Here is a 22,509-nt window from a genome sequence, read left to right on the forward strand (position 1 = left end):
AATTATTCTACTTTTACAGATACATTCTTATTAAATAAATAAAGATATTTTTCCTTTACTCTCATACCTGTTATTTTTTCAAGTGCCTTGGAATAGTATTTTATTTGTATTTTATATTTTTCTTTAATCTCTTCAATATCCTCTACATAATCCGTCTTATAATCTAGAATAACAATCCCATCGTCCTCTTCAAAGTAACAATCAATTATTCCCTGTAAAAGTATCTTTTCACTAGCTACATGATCAGGAAGATTATCATATATATCTCCACTGTACACTTCTATATAAAAAGGCACTTCTCTGTGAACTTGATTTGATTTTTTCATTCTCTTTCCTAACTCGGAGTTAAAAAATTTAAATATTTTATTTATAGAAATAACTCTACTCTCTTTTTCAGTAATAAACTCTTTTGTTACAAGGTTTTTTATCTGATCTTTTATGCTATCTTTAGAATCAGTATTTTGTATATCAATATGCTGCATGGCAAGATGCATAATTGTTCCTCTATCTGCAGCAGAAATAGTTTTATTTTCTTTAATAAAGTTAGGCTTTTTTACATTTATTATATCAATTGACTTTGCAGCATCCTCATCATCTATAGGTGAAAATTTCCGTTTTAACTCCGATACAGAAAATTTAGCTGGTATTTTTACTGCATCATAATACTTGTATTTCCAGTTAAATCTTCTATTTATCTCATCAAAGTATTTACTCCTATCTTCATTTAAAGATCTAGCTTTAATTTCCGTTATAAAATCATACTTATCCCTTTCATCTGATAATTTAGATAAGTCATCTCTATTCCAAAATACTATATTCCATTTTGAAAGATTGAAAAACTGAGATTGATTTATATGACTTTCAGGTGAAGCTTTCCTTATAATTTCTCCATCTTTATGCCTTGCTAGTGCAAATCCAATCCAATCTAAATAACTTTTAGCCTCTAAAAGAGCATATTCAGGAACTTTTCTTCCCTCTGCAATACCTTCTTCACACCACTTTTTACAAGTTTTACTTAGATCCTTCACCATACCTGTTATAATGAGCTTCTCCTTTGCCCTTGTAAATGCAACGTATAATATTCTCATCTCCTCAGACAAAGTTTCCATTTTAGTCCTATTTCTAAATATCCGTTTTATAATAGTTGGATACTTTATTCTCCTGTTGCAATCTATATAGTCAGGTCCAATTCCCAATTCCTCATTGTAAAGTATTTGTTTATTCATATCAGTTAAATTAAAATTTTTCCCTGCTCCAGCAAGTATTACAACTGGAAACTCAAGACCTTTACTTTTATGTATGCTCATTATTCTAACTACATCTTCATTTTCACCTAATATTTTAGCACTTCCCATATCTCCACTTGTAACTTTGAGTTTATTTATAAAATTTATAAAATTAAAAAGTCCCTTATAACTACTTTTTTCATACTCTTCAGCTTTTTGAAAAAGCATCCTTAAATTAGCCTGCCTTTGCGTGCCTCCAGGCATAGCTCCGACAAATCCATAATAACCCGTATCCATATATAAATACCATAAAAATTCATCCATAGGCATATGTACTACCTTTTTTCTCCAGGTGTTAAGTCTTGATATGAATTTAGATATTTTATTTTTAAGCTCATTATCTATATGATCAGTAGAATACAACTCAGATTCATTTGATATGCAGGCACATAATGCTTCATAAAATGGTACATTTCTATTTACAATTCTTATATCTATAAGCTCTTCTGGTGAAAAGTATTCTATAGGTGAACGAAGTACAGCAAGTAGAGGTATATCTTGAATTGGATTATCTATTATTTGAAGTAGACTCATTATTGTCTTTATTTCAATTGTTTCAAAATATCCTGTTGAAGTATCTGCAAAAACTGGTATCCCAAAATTATTAAACTGTTCTACAAAATATGGTGCCCAATTTTTTGTAGATCGCATAAGAACTACTATGTCTTTATAAGTTATATTTCTATAGCTATCCAAATCTTTATCATAAACATATTTAGATGAATTAATAAGTTCATTTATTTTATTTGCGACAAGCCTTGCCTCTATTTGGATATTATCTAGATTTTCTTCACTTTCATCTTTCTCTTCACTTAATTTATCTATTAAATTAAGCTCTATACAATCATTTTTAAATGTTGACTTATCAAATTCCGGATACATAGCTTCACTTTTAAGCTCTTCTTCCTCATTATAATCAAGCTCCCCAACCTGGCTGCACATTACCTGGCTAAATAAGTAGTTAACACTGTCTATTATATTTGACCTACTTCTAAAATTTTTAAATAATTTTATTCTTCTATTCTTTGATTTCTTTTCATCTGAATAGCTCTTATATTTTTTAAGAAACAGCTCCGGTTTTGCCTGTCTAAACCTATATATGCTCTGTTTCACATCTCCAACCATAAATACATCAGAAAAATCACTTTTTTTACTTATCATATTTATTATGACTTCCTGAACTGAGTTTATATCTTGATATTCATCTATTAATATCTCTTCAAAAAAATCTCTATAATAAAGCGCAATATCAGATGGAATAATTTCCCCTTTTTTATTTTTCTTCGTCAATATTTTAAGACAAAAGTGTTCTATATCATTAAAATCTACAATATCTTTTTCCCTTTTCTTCTGAGAATACCTATCTTCAAAATCATTTACAACATTAGTAAGACACTTTATAATAGGATACATATGTTTTATACTCTTATCTATATTTTTAGTATGACTCAGTATGTTTTCTTGTATATCTTTAACTGCTTTTTTTACACCATTTCTAGTTTTTACAACTTTTTTCTTTACATTTTCATTACAATTTTCATTTTTTAGTGAAGGAAGTTTTAAAAATTTAAACTCTTCAAGTGAAGAGTTTATCTCATTCCATAAATTTAACTTAAGTAAATCCTCAAATTTAGATATATCAGAAAGAAACACATCTATATAAGCTTCAAAACCTCCACATGAATTCATCAATTCAATAGAAACCTTAAGCTTATGTATTAATCTCTTTATTTCCTTCTTTAAGTCCAAAATAATAATATCTGCCCATTTTGAAGTAGCAAAGTCAAAATCATTTTTTAAATTAAAATTCTCTGAAGCATCATAGAGCCATTTTTTTGGCCAAGGTAGACTTTGAACAAATTCATATAAGTCCATAACTATATCTTTTACCTTGGAGTCATCTTTATCTCCAAAAGAATCAACTAGTAATAGAAAATTCTCATCTTCATTGTTGTATCTCTCTTCAAAAACTTCAGAAATTGATTCTTGCTTAAGTAAAATACTTTCTTCACTATTTGCCACTCTAAAATTAGGATCAAGATCAATTACCTGAAAATTTTCTTTTATAACTTTTAGACAAAAAGAATGCATTGTCATTATATTTGATTGATTCAAAAGAGTAAGCTGTTTCTGAAGATTTTTTGATTGAAAGTTTTCCTCTAAACTCTTTTGGATTTCATTCCCTATTCTTTCTTTCATCTCAGATGCCGCTGCATTAGTATAGGTTACAACAAGAAGTTTATCTATATCTACCTGTGAATTTTTATCAATTATCTTTCTGACTATTCTATTTACAAGTACTGCAGTTTTTCCAGCTCCAGCTCCTGCTGCCACCAAGATATTACCAGTTTCTGTATATATTGCTTCTCTTTGTTCATCTGTCCACTTTGTCATATTTTATCACCTTTTAACAAACTACTTTATCTTTTCCTGAATTTTTTGCCTTATACAAATTCATATCAGCTTCTCTTATAAGTTTTTCTACATTTTCATCTTCTTTATTACTGCCTTTAACAGATATACTTACGCCTACGGATACTGTAACATGAGAAGATATTTTTCCATAGCTTATGGGTGTATTTTTTATTTTGTCCTTTATATCACACATTCTATTATAAACATCAATCTTTGAATTAATATCATACATATAAATTATAATTTCCTCGCCACCATATCTTGCAGCGATATCATAACTTCTGATATTTTTTTTAATTATACTTCCTACTGTTCTAAGTACTTCATCTCCATATTGATGTCCAAAAGTGTCATTACATTTTTTAAAGTTATCTATATCTATCATTACAATGGCGAATCCTCTTTTTGAATCCTTTACTTTTTTATTTATTATTGAAAAGAAGTAACTTCTACTAAATAGTTTAGTCAAAGAATCCCTTTCAGAGTTTTCCCGTATTTTATTATAGAGCCTGTTATTCTCTATACTCATAGCAATCTGATTACTTATTGTTGTTAGCAACTTTATATGTTCATTACTTAAATAATTATATAACTTATGCTCAACTACAATGGCTCCAAGGAGATCATCGTTTAAGTATATTGGAATATATATAAGAGAATGGATTTCTAAATTCTCTTTTCCCTTATATATATTGCACTTTGAATTTATTAAATGTGTTTTTAACTTATCAATATTTCCGGAATTAAATTCATGTATACTAACATGATGGCTTGTATCTTTCAAATTGGATACCTTTAACTTCAATTCCCCATTCTCAACTAAATATACGCTAGAGTAAGTTACTCCTAAAATTCCAATCATTATATCATTTATAGTAGAAACTATTTCCCCATTTCTAAGATATTTATTTACATATTGGCTTATCTCCACAATTAATGACATCATATCTAACTTTCTATCAAGTTCTGTAATCTTTACACTCTGTTCTTGCATAGTTTTTTCAGCCATTTTCTGGTAATCTTCATATTCTTTTTTTAATTTATTATACTTTTCCAATAACGACATAACCATAAAACTTCTCCCCTATTAAAACACTAGTAGGCATTTAGTAAAAGTATGTAATCAAACTCATATAATTATAATTAACAAGCCTTTTTAATTTTTAGACAAGAGAAACTTTTCAATTTCATGTTTCATTTCCTGCTGTTTACATGTAGTTTTATGCAAAATATCATCATATCTTAATCTCTCTATTGCATATGGAATATTTAGCCCAGAAATTTCACTCATGATATTTACAAGTTCCATATCATCATAATCTTTATACTTGTCATTAAGTGCCATCATTACAGATTTCGTAAACTTAAATGGACTTGCAGTTGAAGCTATTATAGTTTTAGTTTTATCTCCAGTACATTTAACATATTTACGATAAACTGCATGTGCCACTGCAGTATGGGTATCAATTAAATAATTATACTCTTTAAAATTACTCCTTATGGAATCAACTGTTTCATCTTCAGTTGCAAATCCTCCATAAAACATGCCTAACTTGTTTTTTATATCTTTATTTATATTATATTTACCTGTTGTTTCCAAATTCTCCATTAAACTTTTCACCATATCTGTATCTCCAGAACTTAAATCATATATAAGTCTTTCAAGATTACTTGATACAAGTATATCCATTGATGGAGATATAGTCACAATGAATTCTCGCATTTTATCATATGTTCCAGTAGAGAAAAAATCAAATAAAACTTTATTTTCATTTGAAGCACATATAAGTTTTCCTATAGGAAGTCCCATCTTCTTTGCATAATATGCTGCAAGTATATTTCCAAAGTTTCCAGTTGGAACATCGAAATTTATTTTATCTCCAAAAGTTATTTCATTTCTTCTTACAAGCTCCATATATCCATAAAAGTAATATACAATCTGTGGAATTAATCTACCTATGTTTATAGAATTTGCTGAAGAAAACATATATCCATTTTCATCAAGTTCTTGTCTTAATTTAGTGTCGTTAAATATCCTTTTCACTTCACTTTGAGCATCATCAAAATTTCCTTCTATACCAATTACTTTAACATTTTTACCAATCTGTGTAATCATCTGCTTTTTTTGTATTTTGCTTACTCCATCTTTTGGGAAAAATACAACTATCTTTGTACCTTCAACATCTGCAAATCCTTGAAGTGCCGCTTTTCCAGTATCTCCTGAAGTTGCAGTGAGTATAACTATCTCTTTATCTAAATTTTGCTTCTTTGCAGAAACCTTCATTAGATATGGAAGAAGACAAAGTGCCATATCCTTAAATGCCAATGTAGGTCCATGGTACAATTCCATAAAAAAAGCTTCTTCTGTCTTTTTAATTTCCACTACACTTTTGGAGTCAAATTTATTATCATATGCTAAATTTATACAGTTAATAAGTTCATCTTCACTTATATCTGTAAAAAACTTACCTATAATATATCCAGCTAATTCCTTATAATCTTTATTCAAACACTCTTTTAAATTATTTCCTATAAAAGGTATCCTATCTGGTACAAAAAGCCCTCCATCTCTCGCTATACCTTTTAAAATTCCAGAAGTTGCAGATACTTTTTCTTTAAGCCCCCTTGTACTATTATAACAAATTTTACTCAACTTTATCACTCTCCAACCTATAGTATAAAAATTCTATTTAATATATAATACCATAGCGAGATGTAAGTTCAAAATAAAATTTAGGTTGAAAATATTCATATACCTTTAGTATACTATATAAATTTCATAGTGTAAAATATTAACATAAACAATTTTAACTTGATTTTATTACAATTTATATTCAAATCAATTTTTAATTTTACATAGTATAAATAATAAAATAGTAGTAAACTATTTCTTATAATTATAACTTATATGAACACACAGGAGGTAAAAAATTTGGGTACATACTTAGATAACGCAGCAACATCATATCCTAAACCAAACTCTGTAATAGATAAGATGTATTATTTTATGAAACACATAGGAGCCACAGCAGGAAGAGGAGCCTATGCATCTGAGATTGAATCTGACAAATTAGTATATAACTGCAGAAAAAGTCTATGCAGACTTTTTAATTTTGACAGACCAGAAAATGTAATATTTACACACAACATAACCGAATCACTTAACTTAGCAATAAAGGGTATTTTAAAATATGGAGATCATGTAATTACAAGCAGTCTAGAGCATAATTCTGTAACAAGACCTTTAAATATATTAAAGAAAACACAAAATATAGAGGTATCCAAAGTTCCATGCAATAGATATGGGATAACAGATACAAGAAAGTTGGAAGAATTGATAAAACCTAACACTAAATTAATCGTATTTACATATGCATCAAATGTAATAGGAACTCTACAACCAATATCTGAAATTGGAAAGATTGCAAGAAAACATAATATACCTTTTCTTGTAGATAGCGCTCAAACAGCTGGAGCATATCCAATAGACATACAAAAAGATAATATAGATCTTTTAGCATTTACTGGTCATAAAAGCCTTTTTGGTCCAACTGGTACAGGTGGACTTTTAATAAATAGCAATGTAAAAATAAATCCATTAAAATCCGGTGGAACAGGAGTTGATTCAAAATATCCTTATCAACCAGAAAACATGCCAAATAAATTTGAAGCCGGAACCCTTAACGTGGTGGGAATATGTGGACTTTTAGAGGGAATAAATTATATAAATAGTATAGGTATATCTAAAATCAGAGAAAAGGAAACTATGCTCACAAGTTACGCCTTAGATAAACTTGAAAAAGTGCCAAATATAAATATATACGGTCCTAAAGATGCAAATAAGATAGTTGGAGTTATCTCATTTAATATAAAAGATATTCCCTGTGATGAAATAGGATTTGAATTAGACAAAAGGTATAATATAATGGTAAGAGTTGGATTTCACTGTGCTCCTACTGCACACAAAGTAATAGGAACTTATAATACTGGAACTGTAAGAATAGGAATCGGATATTTTAACACAAAGAATGATATAGACAAACTTGTAGAAGCACTTTTTGAAATCCAAAACAATAGATCAACAAATTAAATAAACTAATACTTATTTTCCTTACTTTTAATAGATAACAGAAGCTTGAACACTATAAGTATAATTGCCACTCCTCCAAGAGCAGATATAATATATCCTACCACTTCATTTGTTCCAGATATTGAATAATCTGCTGCTACTGCATTATAACTTAATCCATGCTGAAAAGCTTTTGGAATGTATCCAATAATGTTTTTCAGCTCTTCTGCATTCCACTCACCCCATGCAGTTCCTTGAGCTAATAATCCCACAGGGGTTAATACTATAAGTGCAATTAAAAGTAAATAAATTGGCCTTTCCCTAGATACTTTATCTTTATAAATTATACCTGGAGAAAGCTTTTTCACATATGCAAGGACAGCAGCAGTAATAGTACCTTCTATAAATCCAATTAAAAGATGAGGAAGCACCATAGCTGGTATTGATACTTTAAGTCCATAAGGACAATAAAGAGCCCTTCCACTTACATCTTTAAAGAGCATAGGCTGTATACCAAATTCTATACCTGCTGCAAATGCCCCAACTACAATACCTACATAAGCACCTATAAAAGCTGCTACATATTCAGATTTTCTACCTTTAAATCTTAACTTTATAAATTTGTAAACTGTATATCCAACAAAAGGCATTAAAAATGCCATATTAAAAGCATTGGCACCAAAGGCAAGTATGCCTCCATCTCCAAAGAAAAGCGCCTGAATTAGAAGTGCTGTTGTTACACATATTGTAGCTGCATAAGGTCCAAGTAGTATTGCTGCAAGTACAGCTCCTACTGCATGTCCTGTTGTTCCTCCTGGTATTGGAACATTAAACATCATTATGAGAAATGAAAATGCTGCACATACGCCAATTATTGGAAGTTTTCTTTTACTTATTTGTTTTTTCACTTTTTTAGAAACCCTTATCCAAATGGGAACCATAGCTGTAAACATAATACCACATGTAGATGGACTTAGATAATTATCTGGAATATGCATAAAACCCCTCCTAATTAAAACTATAATTTATAATCATAAAAATAATAAAAGCAAAATTCATACCATATTTTCAATATCTGATTTTCCTACATATAAAAAAATAGATTATCAAAATGATACAGTATTTGTTTCATTTTGATAATCTTATAAATTAAAGTTTCATTTTAATACTATATTATACTACACCTTTAATTTCCATTAACTTTGATTATCCTTATTGATTTTCTCCATAATTCCATTAGCTATGCCTTCTGCAGCTTTAGTTTGAAAATCACTACTATTTAAAAGTTTTTCCTCTGTAGGATTACTTATAAATCCAACTTCTACTAAAACTGCCGGAGCTTCTGTATACTTAATTACATAATAATTTGCAGTTTTAATTCCCCTGTCTATAGTGCCAATCTTATCTACAAGAGAACTTTGTATATATTCTGCAAGTTCCTTCCCATCTTTACTCGAACTATAGTAATAGCTTTCAGTTCCCTGTGCTGAACTAGCCTCTGCACTATTTGTATGAATTGCAACAAAGTAATCTGAATTTGCCTCATCTGATATATCACATCTTTTTTGCAAATCCTCACTTACATTTGCAGGCCAAGAAACATTATCACTCGTTCTAGTGTATACAACATTTATACCATTTTGACTGAGTATTTTCCCTATTTTTAAAGTTATAGCAAGAGTTATGTTTTTCTCCAATGTACCACTTGGACCTACTGCTCCAGAATCATAACCTCCATGTCCTGGATCTAATGTAACAGTTATAGACTTGCCGTTTATAACATTTCTTGCCAATACATCGCTAACTGCTCCTTGTCCACCTATTACTTTTACTGAAGATACTGATGATATATTTGATTTTATTATAGTCTGTTGAGTTATGCTATATGGGTTTGCAAGTACAATAGGAGAATTGCTATTAGCTGCAGCTGCAGATGCTGAAAGAGCATCTGGGAACTGTGCACCACTTGCAATGTAAACTGTATTCATATTTATGTAGCCCATATTTAAAAATTTCTCTATTACAGCAGTATTTGTTTCATACCTATTGTTTCCTGACAACCTTATGTAATTTCCAAGGTAATCAGAAGTAGCATCTGATATAACTCCCTTTCCTCCAATGACATAATAATTTTCTGTTTTATTTTCATCTACAAACTCTCTTACAGACTCTGACATTCCATTTGATCCCACAAGTATTATTGGAATTTGCTTTGCTCCTGCAATAGGAGCTATAGAAAGCGCATCTGCAAAGTTATTTCCTGAGGCTACAGCTATACCATTATCAGTGCCTACCTTTTTTGCTATTTCAACACTTGTTGCATATCTATCCTTTCCCCACAGTCTAGTTACATTTATTCCAATTTCTTCTAACTGTGATTTTACGTTATCTGATACAACACCTGATCCACCAACTATTGTTGCCTCTTTTGCACCAAGTCTTTTTATTTCAGAAATGGCATTATAACTAAGTTTATCCTTCTCGGTTATAATTATAGGTGCATTGTATTTTCCTGCAAGAGGTGCAGAGGAAAGTGCATCTGCAAAATCTTCTCCTGACGCTATTATCACATTTTCAGAACTTGTAAAACTATTTTTAGAAACTTCTACAGAGGTATCATATCTATCTTCTCCTCCATATCTTATTATATCTGGAGTTTTAGCATATGCCTTAAAATTAAATATGAAAACTCCACATAAAATTGCAAATAGTCCAATTATAATTCTCCTTTTTACATTCATTATTATACTTTTGTTACCTCCCGCCTTAAATTTTATATACAAATTACCCTTATCTACATATATCATATATGCACATTGTAAATGAATTTGTAGATGAATTTTACTTACACTATAAAAGACGTTACAACAACAAATATTGTTTCAAAAAATAATTTAAACTTTTTTGCAATGTAAAAATTTAATATATAATATATGATATAATATGATATAATATATTAAGTCTTTATTTAATAAGGGGGAATTTTTATATGGACGGCGGTCCGAGTAGAATTTTACTGGATCTTTTTTTGATAGTTATATTAATAGCACTAAATGCATTTTTCTCAGCAGCAGAAATTGCCATAGTTTCAGTAAATAAGTCCAAGATAAAAATAAGTGCAGATAATGGTAATAAAAATGCCAAACTGCTTCTTAACCTAATGAAAGAACCAAATAAATTTTTAGCAACAATTCAGGATGTTATAACTCTGGCTGGTTTCCTCGCTAGTGCACTTTCAGCTACATCTCTATCTAAACCTCTAGCTATACTGCTTGAAAGTTTTGATATACCATCCAGTGATGAAATTTCAATATTCCTTGGTACTATAATTTTATCCTATTTTACATTGGTTTTTGGAGAACTATTTCCAAAGAAAGTTGCTCTTCAAAATGCGGAAAAAGTATCATTATTCGTAGTAAAACCTCTTAAATGGGTATCAATAATAACTTTTCCATTTGATAAAATATTAACGTTTTCAATTAATATTCTTTCAAAAATAACTGGAATAAAAAATATAAATAAAAAAGACAATATATCAATAGAAGAGATACAACTTATGATAGATGTAGGAGAAGAAACAGGTATAATAAATGAAACAGAAAAAGAAATGATAAATGGAATATTCAAATTTGATGATACTTTGGCAAAAAATATAATGACTCCAAAGGTAAATGTATTTGCCTTAAATGTAGATACACCAGTTGATGAAATTTTAAGTGAAGTAGCTAAACACCAATATTCAAGAATACCAGTTTATGAAAATGCAATTGACAATATAATTGGTATATTGTATATGAAAGATTTATTCATAGAATTTCACAGTGGAACTTTAAATAATAAATCGATAAAAGACCTTATAAGAAGTGCTTTCTTTGTTCCTGAAACTAAAAATATAGATGAGTTATTTGAAGAAATGCAACTTACCAATAATCATATGTCAATTTTAATAGATGAATATGGAGATTTTACAGGAATTGTAACTATAGACGATTTAATAGAAGAAGTAATGGGTAATATTCCTGATGAACACGATAACTATGAGTGCAACAGTGAATGTATAAAAAAGATAAATAAAAATACCTATTTAGTTGGTGGTCTTGTACCCATAGATGATGTAAATGAAGAACTCAACATACAACTTCCATGTGACATATTTGACACTATTGGAGGATTTGTTGTAGATCTCTTAGGACATATTCCTAAACACAATGAAAACAAGACTTTAAAATATGACAATATATATTTTAAAATAAAGAATGTAAAACAAAAAAGAATTGATAAAGTTGAAATTACAATAGAAAATAGTTCCAATACAAATCAAGACATTGAAAATTAAATATTAAAATAAAAGTAAAAGACTGATATAGTTATAAAAAAACTATATCGATCTTTTATAATTAATTTTTTATCCAAAAGTGCAAAAATTATAATTTAGATATTAATAATTACTTACATGAAATGTATTCTTCTTTTTAATTTCTGAATGTGAAATCATTTCATGTACAATATCAAGATATTTTTGTGAAACGTCAGGACACACTTCTAATATACTATCAATTATAAAATCAATATTTCCATCGTTAACTTGTTTACCCTTTAACTCTTCTTCATCTATTAAAACTTCTTCAGTATTCATAGAATTATATATATTATCCACTACTTCAGCTTTCATAAAATCATTTGTATTGTCAAAATCATTGGAAAAATACAACATGTCTTCACTGCAGATAAATCTTCCATAAACATACTCTTTATCTGAGCTGTTTTCTCCGTTTTCTGACTTAGAATTGTATTTTATATGCTCTACATGCTTTATATCTACTACATACTTTTTATCTTTTCTCGTCAAAACACATCTTAAATCAATATCCATTAATCTCTTTTTAATGTGCTCTGAAAAACATTGTTCAAATTCTGAAATGAACATTTTTACAGATATTGTTCTCTTCATTCTATAATTTTTTTTCATTGAAAATTCCCTCACTTTATATTTTATAGAAAACATTAGATAGTATAAAATCACTATCTAATAAAAAACCACCTTGTGATAAGGTGGTGAAACATCTAGTGTTTATGTTAACGTTCAATTTAAATGTAAAATTATGAAAGTTTTACAACATTAGCAGCTTGAAGTCCTTTTGGACCTTTTTCTACATCAAATTGAACTTTTTGACCTTCTTCAAGATTTTTTCTTGGTTCATCGCTCTGTATAGCAGTGAAGTGTACAAAAACATCATTTTCGCCTTCAACTTCAATGAATCCAAATCCTTTCTCTGAATTAAACCATTTTACTGTTCCTATTTTCATTTATTATCCTCCTAAAGATAAAACACTTATAAATTGATATATTTATTTTTTATATCGGTGTTTATGATTATATTTTTATAACACAAAAGCATAAAATTAACAATCCAACAATATTTTTCTTGTCAATCAAATGTTTATTGTATTTATGTCTATTATACAGCAATTACAAGAAATAATCAAAAAATTTTAATAAATTCATCACTTTTAAAGAAATATTAGATACTTCTAATTTTTATTATCCTAGATTACTTACTTACAAAACTTGCAAAAACTGCAATTCCAATTGTAAGAATTATAATTCCAATATATATCGCCATACCAAGTGGTCTACCTGCATTTATCGTCCAACCTATTCCAAATCTTTTTTCAATAAACAGTGATGGATCCTCTGGATTATAATAAATAGTATTCCCAATTTTCCAATATTTATCATCATCCCTATCCGTTTCTTTAAATCTAGCTTTTTCTACTTCATTTGAAAGTTTTAAATTAGCTCCCCCCTGTCCAAGCTTTGTAGAAAGAACTATTGTGCTTGCAAATATTAAAATTAAGAAAACAATAGTTATACCTGTAGAAAGCTTATAACTTATATTGAATATATTTAATATCTGCATATTTCCCATAGTCAATATCATAACTACAAAGATACAGAAAACTACCATGTATATTGACCATACCCATCTAAATATCCTATTCTTCTTCAATGATATCTCTGGATTTTCTGAACTTATCTGCTGCTTTGACCAACCTATTCCCTTATATACAAGGAAAAATACAAGTGTACAAAATATCTGGGCAAGAGGCATGGTCCATATTAAAAACAGTGACTTTTTCTGATATCCAGTAATATTACCTGAAAAATCCCAATGGACAGGAACTTCATCTGGAAGAACACTATAATGTGAATATCCCAGAATCACATTAATTAAAATTATAAATACTGGAATTAGGAACAACCAAGGTGATACAAGCATGCTTTCTCTATCTCTTGAAAAACTTGTATCAATAGTTACAGATTGTTTTTTACCTTGAAACCATTTTTCCTTAGCTTTTAATTTTTTCATAGCCCTATTTGAAATCAGATATATTAAAAAATCTATAAATATAATGGCAAACGTAGTAAATAAAATCATACCAGTACTATTAAAATTATAGATAAGTATAACAAATATAATTATAATCGGAATTCCTATTATCAAGTTATTTATTATATATTGTTTCCTTATTTTCTTTATTTCATTCATATTTATTTTATCTTTTGGAACTTTTACTCCAAAAATAATTTCTTTTCTTGTAAAATTAGGAGTAAATATTATAATACCTTGCATTATTAAAAAAATAAACAACATATACAAAGATAAAAATACATTTTCATTCATAGTTCTCACTCTCCTATAATTCTAATTTTTTAAATATATTAATACACATATCAATAAATTCTTTCTCATTAACACCTTTCAAATGTGCATCTGAAATCAAATACATTAGCTCTTCTTTGAGTTTATCCCGAAATTCTTTACTAGCTTTTGGAAAAACTTCACTTATGGTTGTACCTTTTCTTCTATCTACATTCAAGTATCCCCATGTTTTCAATTCATTATATGCCTTATTTACAGTGTGAAGATTTATTCCTATATCTTCTGCCATTTGTCTAACAGATGGAAGAGTTTCGCCTTTTTTTAATTTTCCAGACGCTATGCCCTCTATTATCTGTCTTTTAAGTTGCTCATATATTGGTATTTCTGAATCAAAGTCAATTTCTATAAGCATTACTTCACCTCAGTTCTATTTGTTATATTATAAGTATAACAAATAGAACAAAATATTGTCAATAAAAATAAGGCTGTTCAATTATAAAACATGAACAAGCCTTATTTATCAATATTTAAAAAGCTTTAATTAGATAATCCTGCTGACAATATAAATAGAAGCATAATTGGCATTCCATCACACAAAATCCATAAAATTATAAGAACAATTAAATTAAGTATTCTATACTTATAATATACATATAAAATTAAATTATATACAAAAAACAGATTTGTAATTATAAATAACAATAACATTGGAACTGGATTTTGAGTTCCAGCTACTATTAATATATGTATTATTATAACTAAAACAAAAATAGAAGTTAAAATGGCAATTATTTTCAATCCATCTCTGTCTTTAATACATCTAAATGTTTTAAATCCACTATATATACACATTAAAAAAGCAAATCCAATTGCTATAAATTCAATTTTTCCTATAAAAAAATAGGCAGACATTACAAAAGCAGTAAACAACAATATCTCTATAGTAAAGTTCAAGTTTTTATCTTTATTATTCATATATTTCTCCTTTATTTATACAGGTAGAGTACTTCCTCCATAAGGTATAAATACTACATTTGGATTTTTTGAACTTAATTCATATGCCTTATTAAGCGCTTCATCTATTGATTTTACTGGTGTATATCCAAGCTTTTCAACTACCTTATCATCAATATTTGATAATAAAAATACCTTTCTGTTTTTTGCAGCATACATAGCTTTATATGCAACAAATCCAGGTACAGTAAAATTTTCCTTTAATCCCTTCTCAGTATCTTCCAGTGTATCATACTTAAACCACTTCATAAATTCATCAGCACCAATTCCCTCTCTACATTCAGCTGCAATAATCAAAACACTGTCTTTTGAACCTGCATAGACGCTATTGTCAATTGATTTTACGACTTGATATAAACTTATATCTTTTGGATATCCACCTGCAGATGCAATTGTAATATCTGCCTTATCTTTAATTTTTATTCCGTACATATCTCTAGTTGTATTACATCCTTTTAACCATGCATATTCAAAATCTCCAGATACAAACTCCACAAAATTCCCATTTTGATCAAGAACAGCATTAACTAAAAAATCTGGAGAAACTTTTCTGCATATTTCAGTAATATCTTCACGCATTGGATTACCTTTAATCACATTTGACCTTGCATTTAAATTCAATCCACCATCACCTTTTTTGAATACAAGCTTATGATTTTTCTGTATTGTTTCAAATCCTGCAACTCCAGGAACCATGCTTTTAGCCCCTCCACCAAATCCTGCAAATACATGAAAAGTAATTCCACCTGTTAGTATTACTCTATCAGCTTCCAGTATCTTTTTATTTATGTAAGCTGGAGTGCCGTAACTTGACGTTCCCACATATTCTAAACTATCTTTATCCTTACTATCATGATTATATATATTTATCCTATTGTAAAGTTCTTCACCTACTATCTTTTTCTTTTCTTCCTCTGAAGCTCCCCTATGTGTTCCAACTGCAACTATAACTGAAATATCCTCATCTTTAACCCCAAGAGAATTTAAATAATTTACAATGTGAATCAAAAACTTGTCCGTTTTTATCCATAATCTTGTAATATCTGAAACTACAAATAAAACTTTTTCTCCAGGATTAACTATCTTGGAAAGTGGCTTAGAATTTATTGGATTTTCAATAGAATTAATTATACATTTTTCTATATCCTTATCCTCTATAACCTTAGTTTTTTTTGGAATAAGACTAGTTACATCTCCTTCTATATCAAACTTAATACTTTTATCTCCATATTTTAAACTATAAGTACTCATAAAATATGCCCCCCCTTAAAATATATTTTTTTAATTCATAATGCACAGTTCTCAATTCACAGTTCTCAGTTCACAATTCACAATGATTGTTGGTTTCTTCAGCTTTGCTTCAGAAAACCTATATTTTAGATTTTTCCAAAGAAAAATCATCCTTCTTATTCAGTTCACAGTGAACAGTGCATAATTCACAATGATGGTAGTTTTTCTCCACTTTGTTTTGAAAAACTATATTTTAGATTTTTCCTAAAGAAAAATCATCCTTCACTGTGATTTGTGAATTCTTAATTGTGCATCATTATCCAGTTCACAGTTCTCAGTTCACAATTCACAATGATTGTTGGTTTCTTCAGCTTTGCTTCAGAAAACCTATATTTTAGATTTTTCCTAAAGAAAAATCATCCTTCATTGTGCACTGTGAATTGTTAATTCTTAATTGTCATTGTGCATTGTGAATTCTTAATTCTTAATTGTCATCGTGCATTGCTATTCAGTTCACAGTTCTCAGTTCTCAATTCACAATGATTGTTGCTTTTCTTCGCTTTGCTTCAAAAACCTATATTTTAGATTTTTCCAAAGAAAAATCATCCATCACTATTAATTCTTCATTCTTAACTATTAACTCATTTTTAGATTTTTCCCAAAGAAAAATCATCCTTCATTGTGCACTGTGATTTGTGAATTCTTAATTCTTAATTGTCATCGTGCACTGTGAATTCTTAATTATTAATTGTTTCGCATTGTGATTTGTGAATTCTTAATTGTTAATTGGTAAATATTCTTGTTATAATAATACTTGAAAAGTAAATTTTATTCAATACATAGGAGATGATGTTTTGTCTATAATAACTTTAAACATTCTGCTTATATCTATTGTAGCAGGTATAGTTGGTTCTATTCTTGGCTTAGGCGGTGGTACAATAATAACTCCAGCTCTGACCCTTTTATTTGGAATTGACATAAGATATGCCATAGGTGCAAGTATAATTTCTGTAATTGCCACATCAAGTGGTGCTGCTGTTGCGTATGTGCGTGATGAATTGACCAATATAAGAGTTGCCATGTTTCTTGAAATAGCTACTACAGTAGGTGCTATAACAGGAGCATTTTTAGGAGGAATTATAAAAGCTGACTATCTTTATATAATATTTGGAATATTTCTTCTCTACTCTGCTCTTGCTATGTTAAAAAAAGGAAAAAGTGAACTTCCTCAAAATGTTATTGAGCATCCTCTTGCAGAGAAATTAAAATTGAACGGTGAATACTATGATGATGTATTAAATAAAACTATAAAGTATAAAGTTTCAAATGTACCTTCTGGGTTTTCTGTAATGTATGGAGCAGGAATAATGTCTGGACTTCTAGGAATAGGTAGTGGCAGTTTTAAGGTAATGGCAATGGATTTATTTATGAAGCTTCCAATGAAGGTATCAAGTGCTACAAGCAACTTCATGATGGGAGTAACTGCTGCTGCAAGTGCGGGGGTATTTTTTTTAAGAGGAGATATAGATCCTAAAATTGCAGGGCCTGTAGCTCTTGGAGTGCTTGCCGGTGCCACTTTTGGAACTAGAGTAATGAAACGTATGAAAAATAAAACTATAAGAAAAATATTCATACCTTTTTTAATATATATAGCTCTTCAAATGATGTATAAAGGAGTGATATCATTATAATGGAAAATAAGAATTTGAAAAAGAATATAAGGGAAATGGAAACTGTGATAAGCACATTTTTGCTTGTAGGAGTTTTAGTTAGCTCTGCTATAATTATAACAGGACTTTTAATGTTTCTTATTTCAGGTAATAGTGGATACCCAAAAGATTTTTATCCAACTCAACCTCTAGATGTACTTAAAGGTTTTATAGCTTTAAAATCCTACTCAATCATACTCACTGGATTGATGCTTCTAATATCAATTCCTATATTGAGAGTCGGAATTTCTATAATAGTATTTTTTAAAGAAAAAGATTTCCTATATGTAAAAATTACAAGTACCGTATTTATAATACTCATAATAAGTTTGCTTATGGGAAAGGTAGGTTAAGTACAATTTAAGCTTAACCTACCTCTTCAAAAATATTTCCTAGAACAAGTGCTTTTCCATTTAACATTTGAATATACAAATATTCATTTTCAACATAAAAACCATATAGTTCTGTTTTTTCACTTACTTCACCACATTCTCCTATAAACTTTTCAAAAGAATATCTACCAAACTTTACAGGTAGTTTTATGGAACTTTTTTCACTGTTTATGCCTATAATATCACCTTCGAAAATCTTTTTACCACATTTGTCATAAAGTCCCGTAAACTCCGTTACTACAAATCTATTATTCCCCTTTGGAAAGCGTTCAGAATATGGATTATCCTCTAAATAAAAGCACCTATTTTCCTTGTCCCAAATTCTGAACTCCAATTTTCTCATTTTATTTCCCCCAAACCAACTATACTAATTTTTTATTCAATTCCTCAAAACCTATCCTATCTATCATATCTGCAATTCTTTCGCCTTTATTTGCATTTTCCACATAATAATTTGTTATTTTTTCTACAATAGTTTCCGCTTCTTCAGGAGAAAATATCTTATTAACCCTATTTCCAATTCTATATTTTCTTCCAAATTTTCCACCTACAAATACTTGCATTCCCTCTTTTTCAGTTGTCATTCCACCAAAATGACATGCATTTATGCACTTTCCACATCCTACACATTTTTCAGCATCTCTTACAATTTTGCCATCTTCCTTTGTTATAGCACCTGCCCTGCATACAGATACGCATAATCCACAACTTTTGCAGTTTTCTTCTTGAAACTTAGGTATCTTCTGTCCCATAAATCCTATATCATTTATTGATGCTTTAGCACAATTGTTAGGGCAACCTACTATTCCAATTTTAAGTTTGGATGGCAATTTAGTTGCAAAATACTTTTTGTGAAGTCTTTCAGCTATTCCCTGTGTATCAATCAATCCATGAGGACACACAGTACCTTTACATGCAACAATTGGTCTTACAATCTTGCCTGTTCCCCCTGAATACAGTCCGCATTTTTTTAAATCTGATTTAACATTTTCTATATCTTCTTCCTTGATCCATGGAATTTCAATAGAAAGCCTTGTTGTAAAACTTATGTATCCTCTACCATATTTATTAGCTATCTCATTTACATATTTCATTTTTTCTACTGACATCTTTCCAGCTGGAGCTATAATTCTAAGTGAAAAATAACCAACATTTTTTTGACTTATAAATCCATCAAGCTTTAACTCTTGCAATCTTTTTTTTATTCATTCTAAGTCCTCCAAAATCTATTATTTTAATCATTGTTTAAATAATATCAAAAAAATATAGATTATTAAAATTATAATTCTTTATAGTTTTATAAGCTAAACTTATATATAAGTTTAGCTTATAAAGAATAAATATTTAGTTTAAATTGTTACTTCCCTAAATTTACTGAGTTAATTGTCTTTTTGATACTTTCTGCACTTTTTTTAAGTTTTTCAACTTCATCTTCAGATAGAGGAACTGGAACTCTTCTTTCAACTCCTTCATTTGTTATAATACATGGAATACTAAGTGCAACATCTGTAAGTCCATATTCTCCTTCAAGAGTAGTAGAAACAGGAAGTACACTTCTCTCATTTAAAACAACTGCCTTTGCTAGCCTACATGCAGCCATTGCAATGCCTGAATCTGTCCATCCTTTCAAATTCAATACATCATATGCAACTTGTACCACTTCTGAAGCTATTTTTTCGCGATCAAGTGGTTCCTTTGAAGTGAAATATTTATCTAAATCATCACTATGTACTCCAGCAATATTTAATCTACTCCATGCAGGAAATGCAGAATTCCCATGTTCTCCAAGCATATACCCCTGTACGCTTTTAGGATCCACATCATATTTATTTGCAATAATTCTTCTAAAACGTGCAGAATCCAAACTTGTTCCTGTTCCAAATACCTTATTTTTTGGATATCCAAAGAAATTTTCTGCATAATATACCATTACATCAAGTGGATTTGTAATTATTATAATTACAGCATCTTTAGTGTATTTTGATATTGAACTCATTACATCTTTCATAACTGGAACATTTCTTTCTGCAAGTATTAGCCTGTCAGCTTTATCATCTGGCATTATACTTGGACCTGCAGATATTATAATTACATTAGCATCTGCACATTCTTCATAACCTCCAGAATAAACTCTTGTGTTTGGATTGTACTCAAAAGGAGTACTGTGACTTACATCAAGTGCTTCACCTTTAGCTTTATTCTTCTTTTTATCTATAGTAACTATTTCTGAAAATAAGTTAAGAGATAAAGCAGTGTTTATTACAGTAGATCCAACATGTCCAGTTCCAACTATTACAAGTTTGTTTTTCATAATGTATGCCCCCATTAATTATTTATTTTTTAATAAATATTGGTTTAAATTATTTATAATTATAATATACCATTTAATTTAGAATAGTAAAGTGTTTATTATAGAATACTTATTTTTATGTATTCTAAACATTTATATTTTGCAACTATAGATAATAATTTAATTTTTTATATTTACAAGTTATTATTTTATGGTATCCTATAACGATAAGATTAAAAATATTATAAATATCTACAAAATATATAAAAAACTTAAGAATAATTAGGAGGATTACAATATGGACAATATAAAGGCATTAACCCAGAAGTATTATCCAGAGATTATAAAGCTAAGAAGGTACTTTCACAAGCATCCTGAAGTCAGCAAAAAGGAATTTAATACTCAGAAAAAAATTATTGATATATTAAGTACTATGGACTTAGATATAAGAATAGCAGGTAAAACAGGTATCATAGCAGATTTAAGAGGTAAAAATCCAGGAAATACAATAGCAATTCGCGCTGATATAGATGCATTAGCTATAGATGAAGAAAGAGATAGCCCATATAAATCTGAAAATAAAGGTGCCTGTCATGCTTGCGGTCATGATGGTCATACAGCAATATTAATTGGAGTTATAAAAATTCTATCTGAACTTAGAAGCCAAATAAATGGCACAATAAGATTTATATTTCAACCAAGTGAAGAGGAAGTAGCAGATGGCTCTGGAGCCCATGCAATTATAGAAGATGGTGGTCTTAAAGATGTAGATGCCATTATAGGTTTGCATCTTTGGCAATCATTACCAATAGGTACAGCAGGTATATCTTCAGGTATTAACTGCATCTCAAATAGTAGTTGCATTAAACACAATTGTAGGAAGAGATATAGATCCAATGAAACAAGCCGTAGTATCAGTTGGAATGTTTCAATCCGGCGAAGTTTACAATTCAATAGCAGGCAAAGCTCTGCTTAAAGGAACTATAAGGTCCCTTGATGAAAATGTACGAGAAGATATATATTCTCATATTAAAAAAATTGTTGAAGATATCTGTGACATGGCTGGAGCAAAATGTTCAATTAAAAGAGAACCTTGCACTTATGTTCTTGAAAATGACCCTAAAGTTACAAGTATAGTTTTAAAAGCAGGAAAAGAAGTTCTCAATGATAACGCACATGAAATACAACCTTTTATGAGCAGCGAAGACTTTTCATACTACTTACAAGAAATCCCTGGATGCTTCATATTTATAGGAATAAACAATCCTGAAAAAGATATAATATATCCACAGCATCATCCTAAATTTGATATAGATGAGGATTCCCTTGCCTATGGAATGGAGATTTTATCAAAATCTGCATTGAAACTTCTATCTGAATATAAACCTAAAAAAGTAGACTAAATTAATAGTCTACTTTTTCTTAAATAATATTTAATA

Annotated in this window: 20 protein-coding genes; 6 read left to right on the forward strand and 14 right to left on the reverse strand. The window is 29.2% G+C overall.

The genetic code is table 11. The features are described from left to right. Window positions 1-2 precede the first annotated feature (2 nt). The 3 genes from addA to thrC form a co-directional block, all read right to left on the reverse strand. Window positions 3-3,680: a helicase-exonuclease AddAB subunit AddA gene (addA, locus tag H2684_RS01265; RefSeq protein ID WP_182087539.1), complete on the reverse strand. Its 3,678-nt coding sequence runs from the start codon at window positions 3,678-3,680 to the stop codon at window positions 3-5. A gap of 13 nt (window positions 3,681-3,693) precedes the next feature. Then, complete coding sequence (locus tag H2684_RS01270) at window positions 3,694-4,773, reverse strand: sensor domain-containing diguanylate cyclase (protein WP_182087540.1); 1,080 nt, start codon at window positions 4,771-4,773, stop codon at window positions 3,694-3,696. 84 nt (window positions 4,774-4,857) lie between these two features. Then, window positions 4,858-6,354 carry a threonine synthase gene (thrC, locus tag H2684_RS01275; protein ID WP_182087541.1) on the reverse strand — a complete coding sequence of 499 codons (1,497 nt, stop codon included), beginning with the start codon at window positions 6,352-6,354 and terminating at the stop codon, window positions 4,858-4,860. A gap of 279 nt (window positions 6,355-6,633) precedes the next feature. Between thrC and H2684_RS01280 the strand changes: the two genes are divergently transcribed. Continuing rightward, on the forward strand, window positions 6,634-7,791 hold the full coding sequence (locus H2684_RS01280) for an aminotransferase class V-fold PLP-dependent enzyme (RefSeq protein ID WP_182087542.1): 1,158 nt from the start codon (window positions 6,634-6,636) through the stop codon (window positions 7,789-7,791). A gap of 5 nt (window positions 7,792-7,796) precedes the next feature. Here the strand turns inward: H2684_RS01280 and cbiM are convergent, their stop codons facing one another. Continuing rightward, window positions 7,797-8,768: a cobalt transporter CbiM gene (cbiM, locus tag H2684_RS01285; RefSeq protein WP_182087543.1), complete on the reverse strand. Its 972-nt coding sequence runs from the start codon at window positions 8,766-8,768 to the stop codon at window positions 7,797-7,799. 198 nt (window positions 8,769-8,966) lie between these two features. Continuing rightward, the gene (locus H2684_RS01290; RefSeq protein WP_182087544.1) at window positions 8,967-10,511 is read right to left on the reverse strand and encodes a cell wall-binding repeat-containing protein; all 1,545 of its coding nucleotides are present in this window, start codon (window positions 10,509-10,511) and stop codon (window positions 8,967-8,969) included. Between the two features lie 248 nt (window positions 10,512-10,759). Here H2684_RS01290 and H2684_RS01295 point away from each other — a divergent pair, with 248 nt between their 5' ends. Beyond that, the gene (locus H2684_RS01295) at window positions 10,760-12,106 is read left to right on the forward strand and encodes a hemolysin family protein (RefSeq protein WP_182087545.1); all 1,347 of its coding nucleotides are present in this window, start codon (window positions 10,760-10,762) and stop codon (window positions 12,104-12,106) included. A gap of 102 nt (window positions 12,107-12,208) precedes the next feature. On the opposite strand, the gene H2684_RS01300 is transcribed toward H2684_RS01295, so the two are convergent. The 6 genes from H2684_RS01300 to larA all read right to left on the reverse strand — a co-directional run bounded on the left by H2684_RS01300 (window position 12,209) and on the right by larA (window position 16,700). Then, window positions 12,209-12,739 (reverse strand): hypothetical protein, encoded by a 531-nt coding sequence (locus tag H2684_RS01300; protein ID WP_182087546.1) that lies wholly within the window; start codon window positions 12,737-12,739, stop codon window positions 12,209-12,211. A gap of 131 nt (window positions 12,740-12,870) precedes the next feature. Continuing rightward, complete coding sequence (locus tag H2684_RS01305; protein WP_182087547.1) at window positions 12,871-13,077, reverse strand: cold-shock protein; 207 nt, start codon at window positions 13,075-13,077, stop codon at window positions 12,871-12,873. 245 nt (window positions 13,078-13,322) lie between these two features. Beyond that, the gene (locus H2684_RS01310) at window positions 13,323-14,456 is read right to left on the reverse strand and encodes a DUF1648 domain-containing protein (RefSeq protein ID WP_182087548.1); all 1,134 of its coding nucleotides are present in this window, start codon (window positions 14,454-14,456) and stop codon (window positions 13,323-13,325) included. A 13-nt stretch (window positions 14,457-14,469) separates the two neighbouring features. Beyond that, the gene (locus H2684_RS01315; protein ID WP_182087549.1) at window positions 14,470-14,847 is read right to left on the reverse strand and encodes a GntR family transcriptional regulator; all 378 of its coding nucleotides are present in this window, start codon (window positions 14,845-14,847) and stop codon (window positions 14,470-14,472) included. A gap of 125 nt (window positions 14,848-14,972) precedes the next feature. After that, a complete protein-coding gene (locus H2684_RS01320; RefSeq protein WP_182087550.1) occupies window positions 14,973-15,410 on the reverse strand; it encodes a hypothetical protein in 438 nt (145 codons plus the stop codon). Between the two features lie 15 nt (window positions 15,411-15,425). Beyond that, the gene (gene larA / locus H2684_RS01325) at window positions 15,426-16,700 is read right to left on the reverse strand and encodes a nickel-dependent lactate racemase (RefSeq protein ID WP_182087551.1); all 1,275 of its coding nucleotides are present in this window, start codon (window positions 16,698-16,700) and stop codon (window positions 15,426-15,428) included. A gap of 833 nt (window positions 16,701-17,533) precedes the next feature. Between larA and H2684_RS01330 the strand changes: the two genes are divergently transcribed. Both H2684_RS01330 and H2684_RS01335 read left to right on the forward strand, forming a co-directional pair. After that, window positions 17,534-18,370 (forward strand): sulfite exporter TauE/SafE family protein, encoded by an 837-nt coding sequence (locus tag H2684_RS01330; protein WP_182087552.1) that lies wholly within the window; start codon window positions 17,534-17,536, stop codon window positions 18,368-18,370. Further along, window positions 18,370-18,741, forward strand: coding sequence for a DUF1634 domain-containing protein (locus H2684_RS01335; protein ID WP_182087553.1), 372 nt, complete (start codon window positions 18,370-18,372; stop codon window positions 18,739-18,741). The genes H2684_RS01330 and H2684_RS01335 overlap by 1 nt, the downstream gene beginning before the upstream one ends. Window positions 18,742-18,754: 13 nt before the next feature. On the opposite strand, the gene H2684_RS01340 is transcribed toward H2684_RS01335, so the two are convergent. From H2684_RS01340 to H2684_RS01350, 3 genes are all read right to left on the reverse strand, one after another. Then, on the reverse strand, window positions 18,755-19,123 hold the full coding sequence (locus tag H2684_RS01340) for a YopX family protein (RefSeq protein WP_182087554.1): 369 nt from the start codon (window positions 19,121-19,123) through the stop codon (window positions 18,755-18,757). Between the two features lie 19 nt (window positions 19,124-19,142). Beyond that, the gene (locus tag H2684_RS01345; protein ID WP_182087719.1) at window positions 19,143-19,985 is read right to left on the reverse strand and encodes a 4Fe-4S dicluster domain-containing protein; all 843 of its coding nucleotides are present in this window, start codon (window positions 19,983-19,985) and stop codon (window positions 19,143-19,145) included. Between the two features lie 152 nt (window positions 19,986-20,137). Continuing rightward, window positions 20,138-21,091: an L-lactate dehydrogenase gene (locus H2684_RS01350; RefSeq protein ID WP_207719344.1), complete on the reverse strand. Its 954-nt coding sequence runs from the start codon at window positions 21,089-21,091 to the stop codon at window positions 20,138-20,140. A gap of 277 nt (window positions 21,092-21,368) precedes the next feature. Here H2684_RS01350 and H2684_RS12285 point away from each other — a divergent pair, with 277 nt between their 5' ends. Together H2684_RS12285 and H2684_RS12290 are read left to right on the forward strand one after the other, a co-directional pair. Then, the gene (locus H2684_RS12285; RefSeq protein ID WP_243159241.1) at window positions 21,369-22,046 is read left to right on the forward strand and encodes an amidohydrolase; all 678 of its coding nucleotides are present in this window, start codon (window positions 21,369-21,371) and stop codon (window positions 22,044-22,046) included. Then, the gene (locus H2684_RS12290; protein WP_243159242.1) at window positions 21,967-22,473 is read left to right on the forward strand and encodes a M20/M25/M40 family metallo-hydrolase; all 507 of its coding nucleotides are present in this window, start codon (window positions 21,967-21,969) and stop codon (window positions 22,471-22,473) included. Before H2684_RS12285 ends, H2684_RS12290 begins: the two co-directional genes overlap by 80 nt. The last annotated feature ends 36 nt before the right edge of the window (window positions 22,474-22,509 follow it).

Source organism: Clostridium sp. cel8 (assembly GCF_014050525.1).
Taxonomy (GTDB): domain Bacteria; phylum Bacillota; class Clostridia; order Clostridiales; family Clostridiaceae; genus Clostridium_B.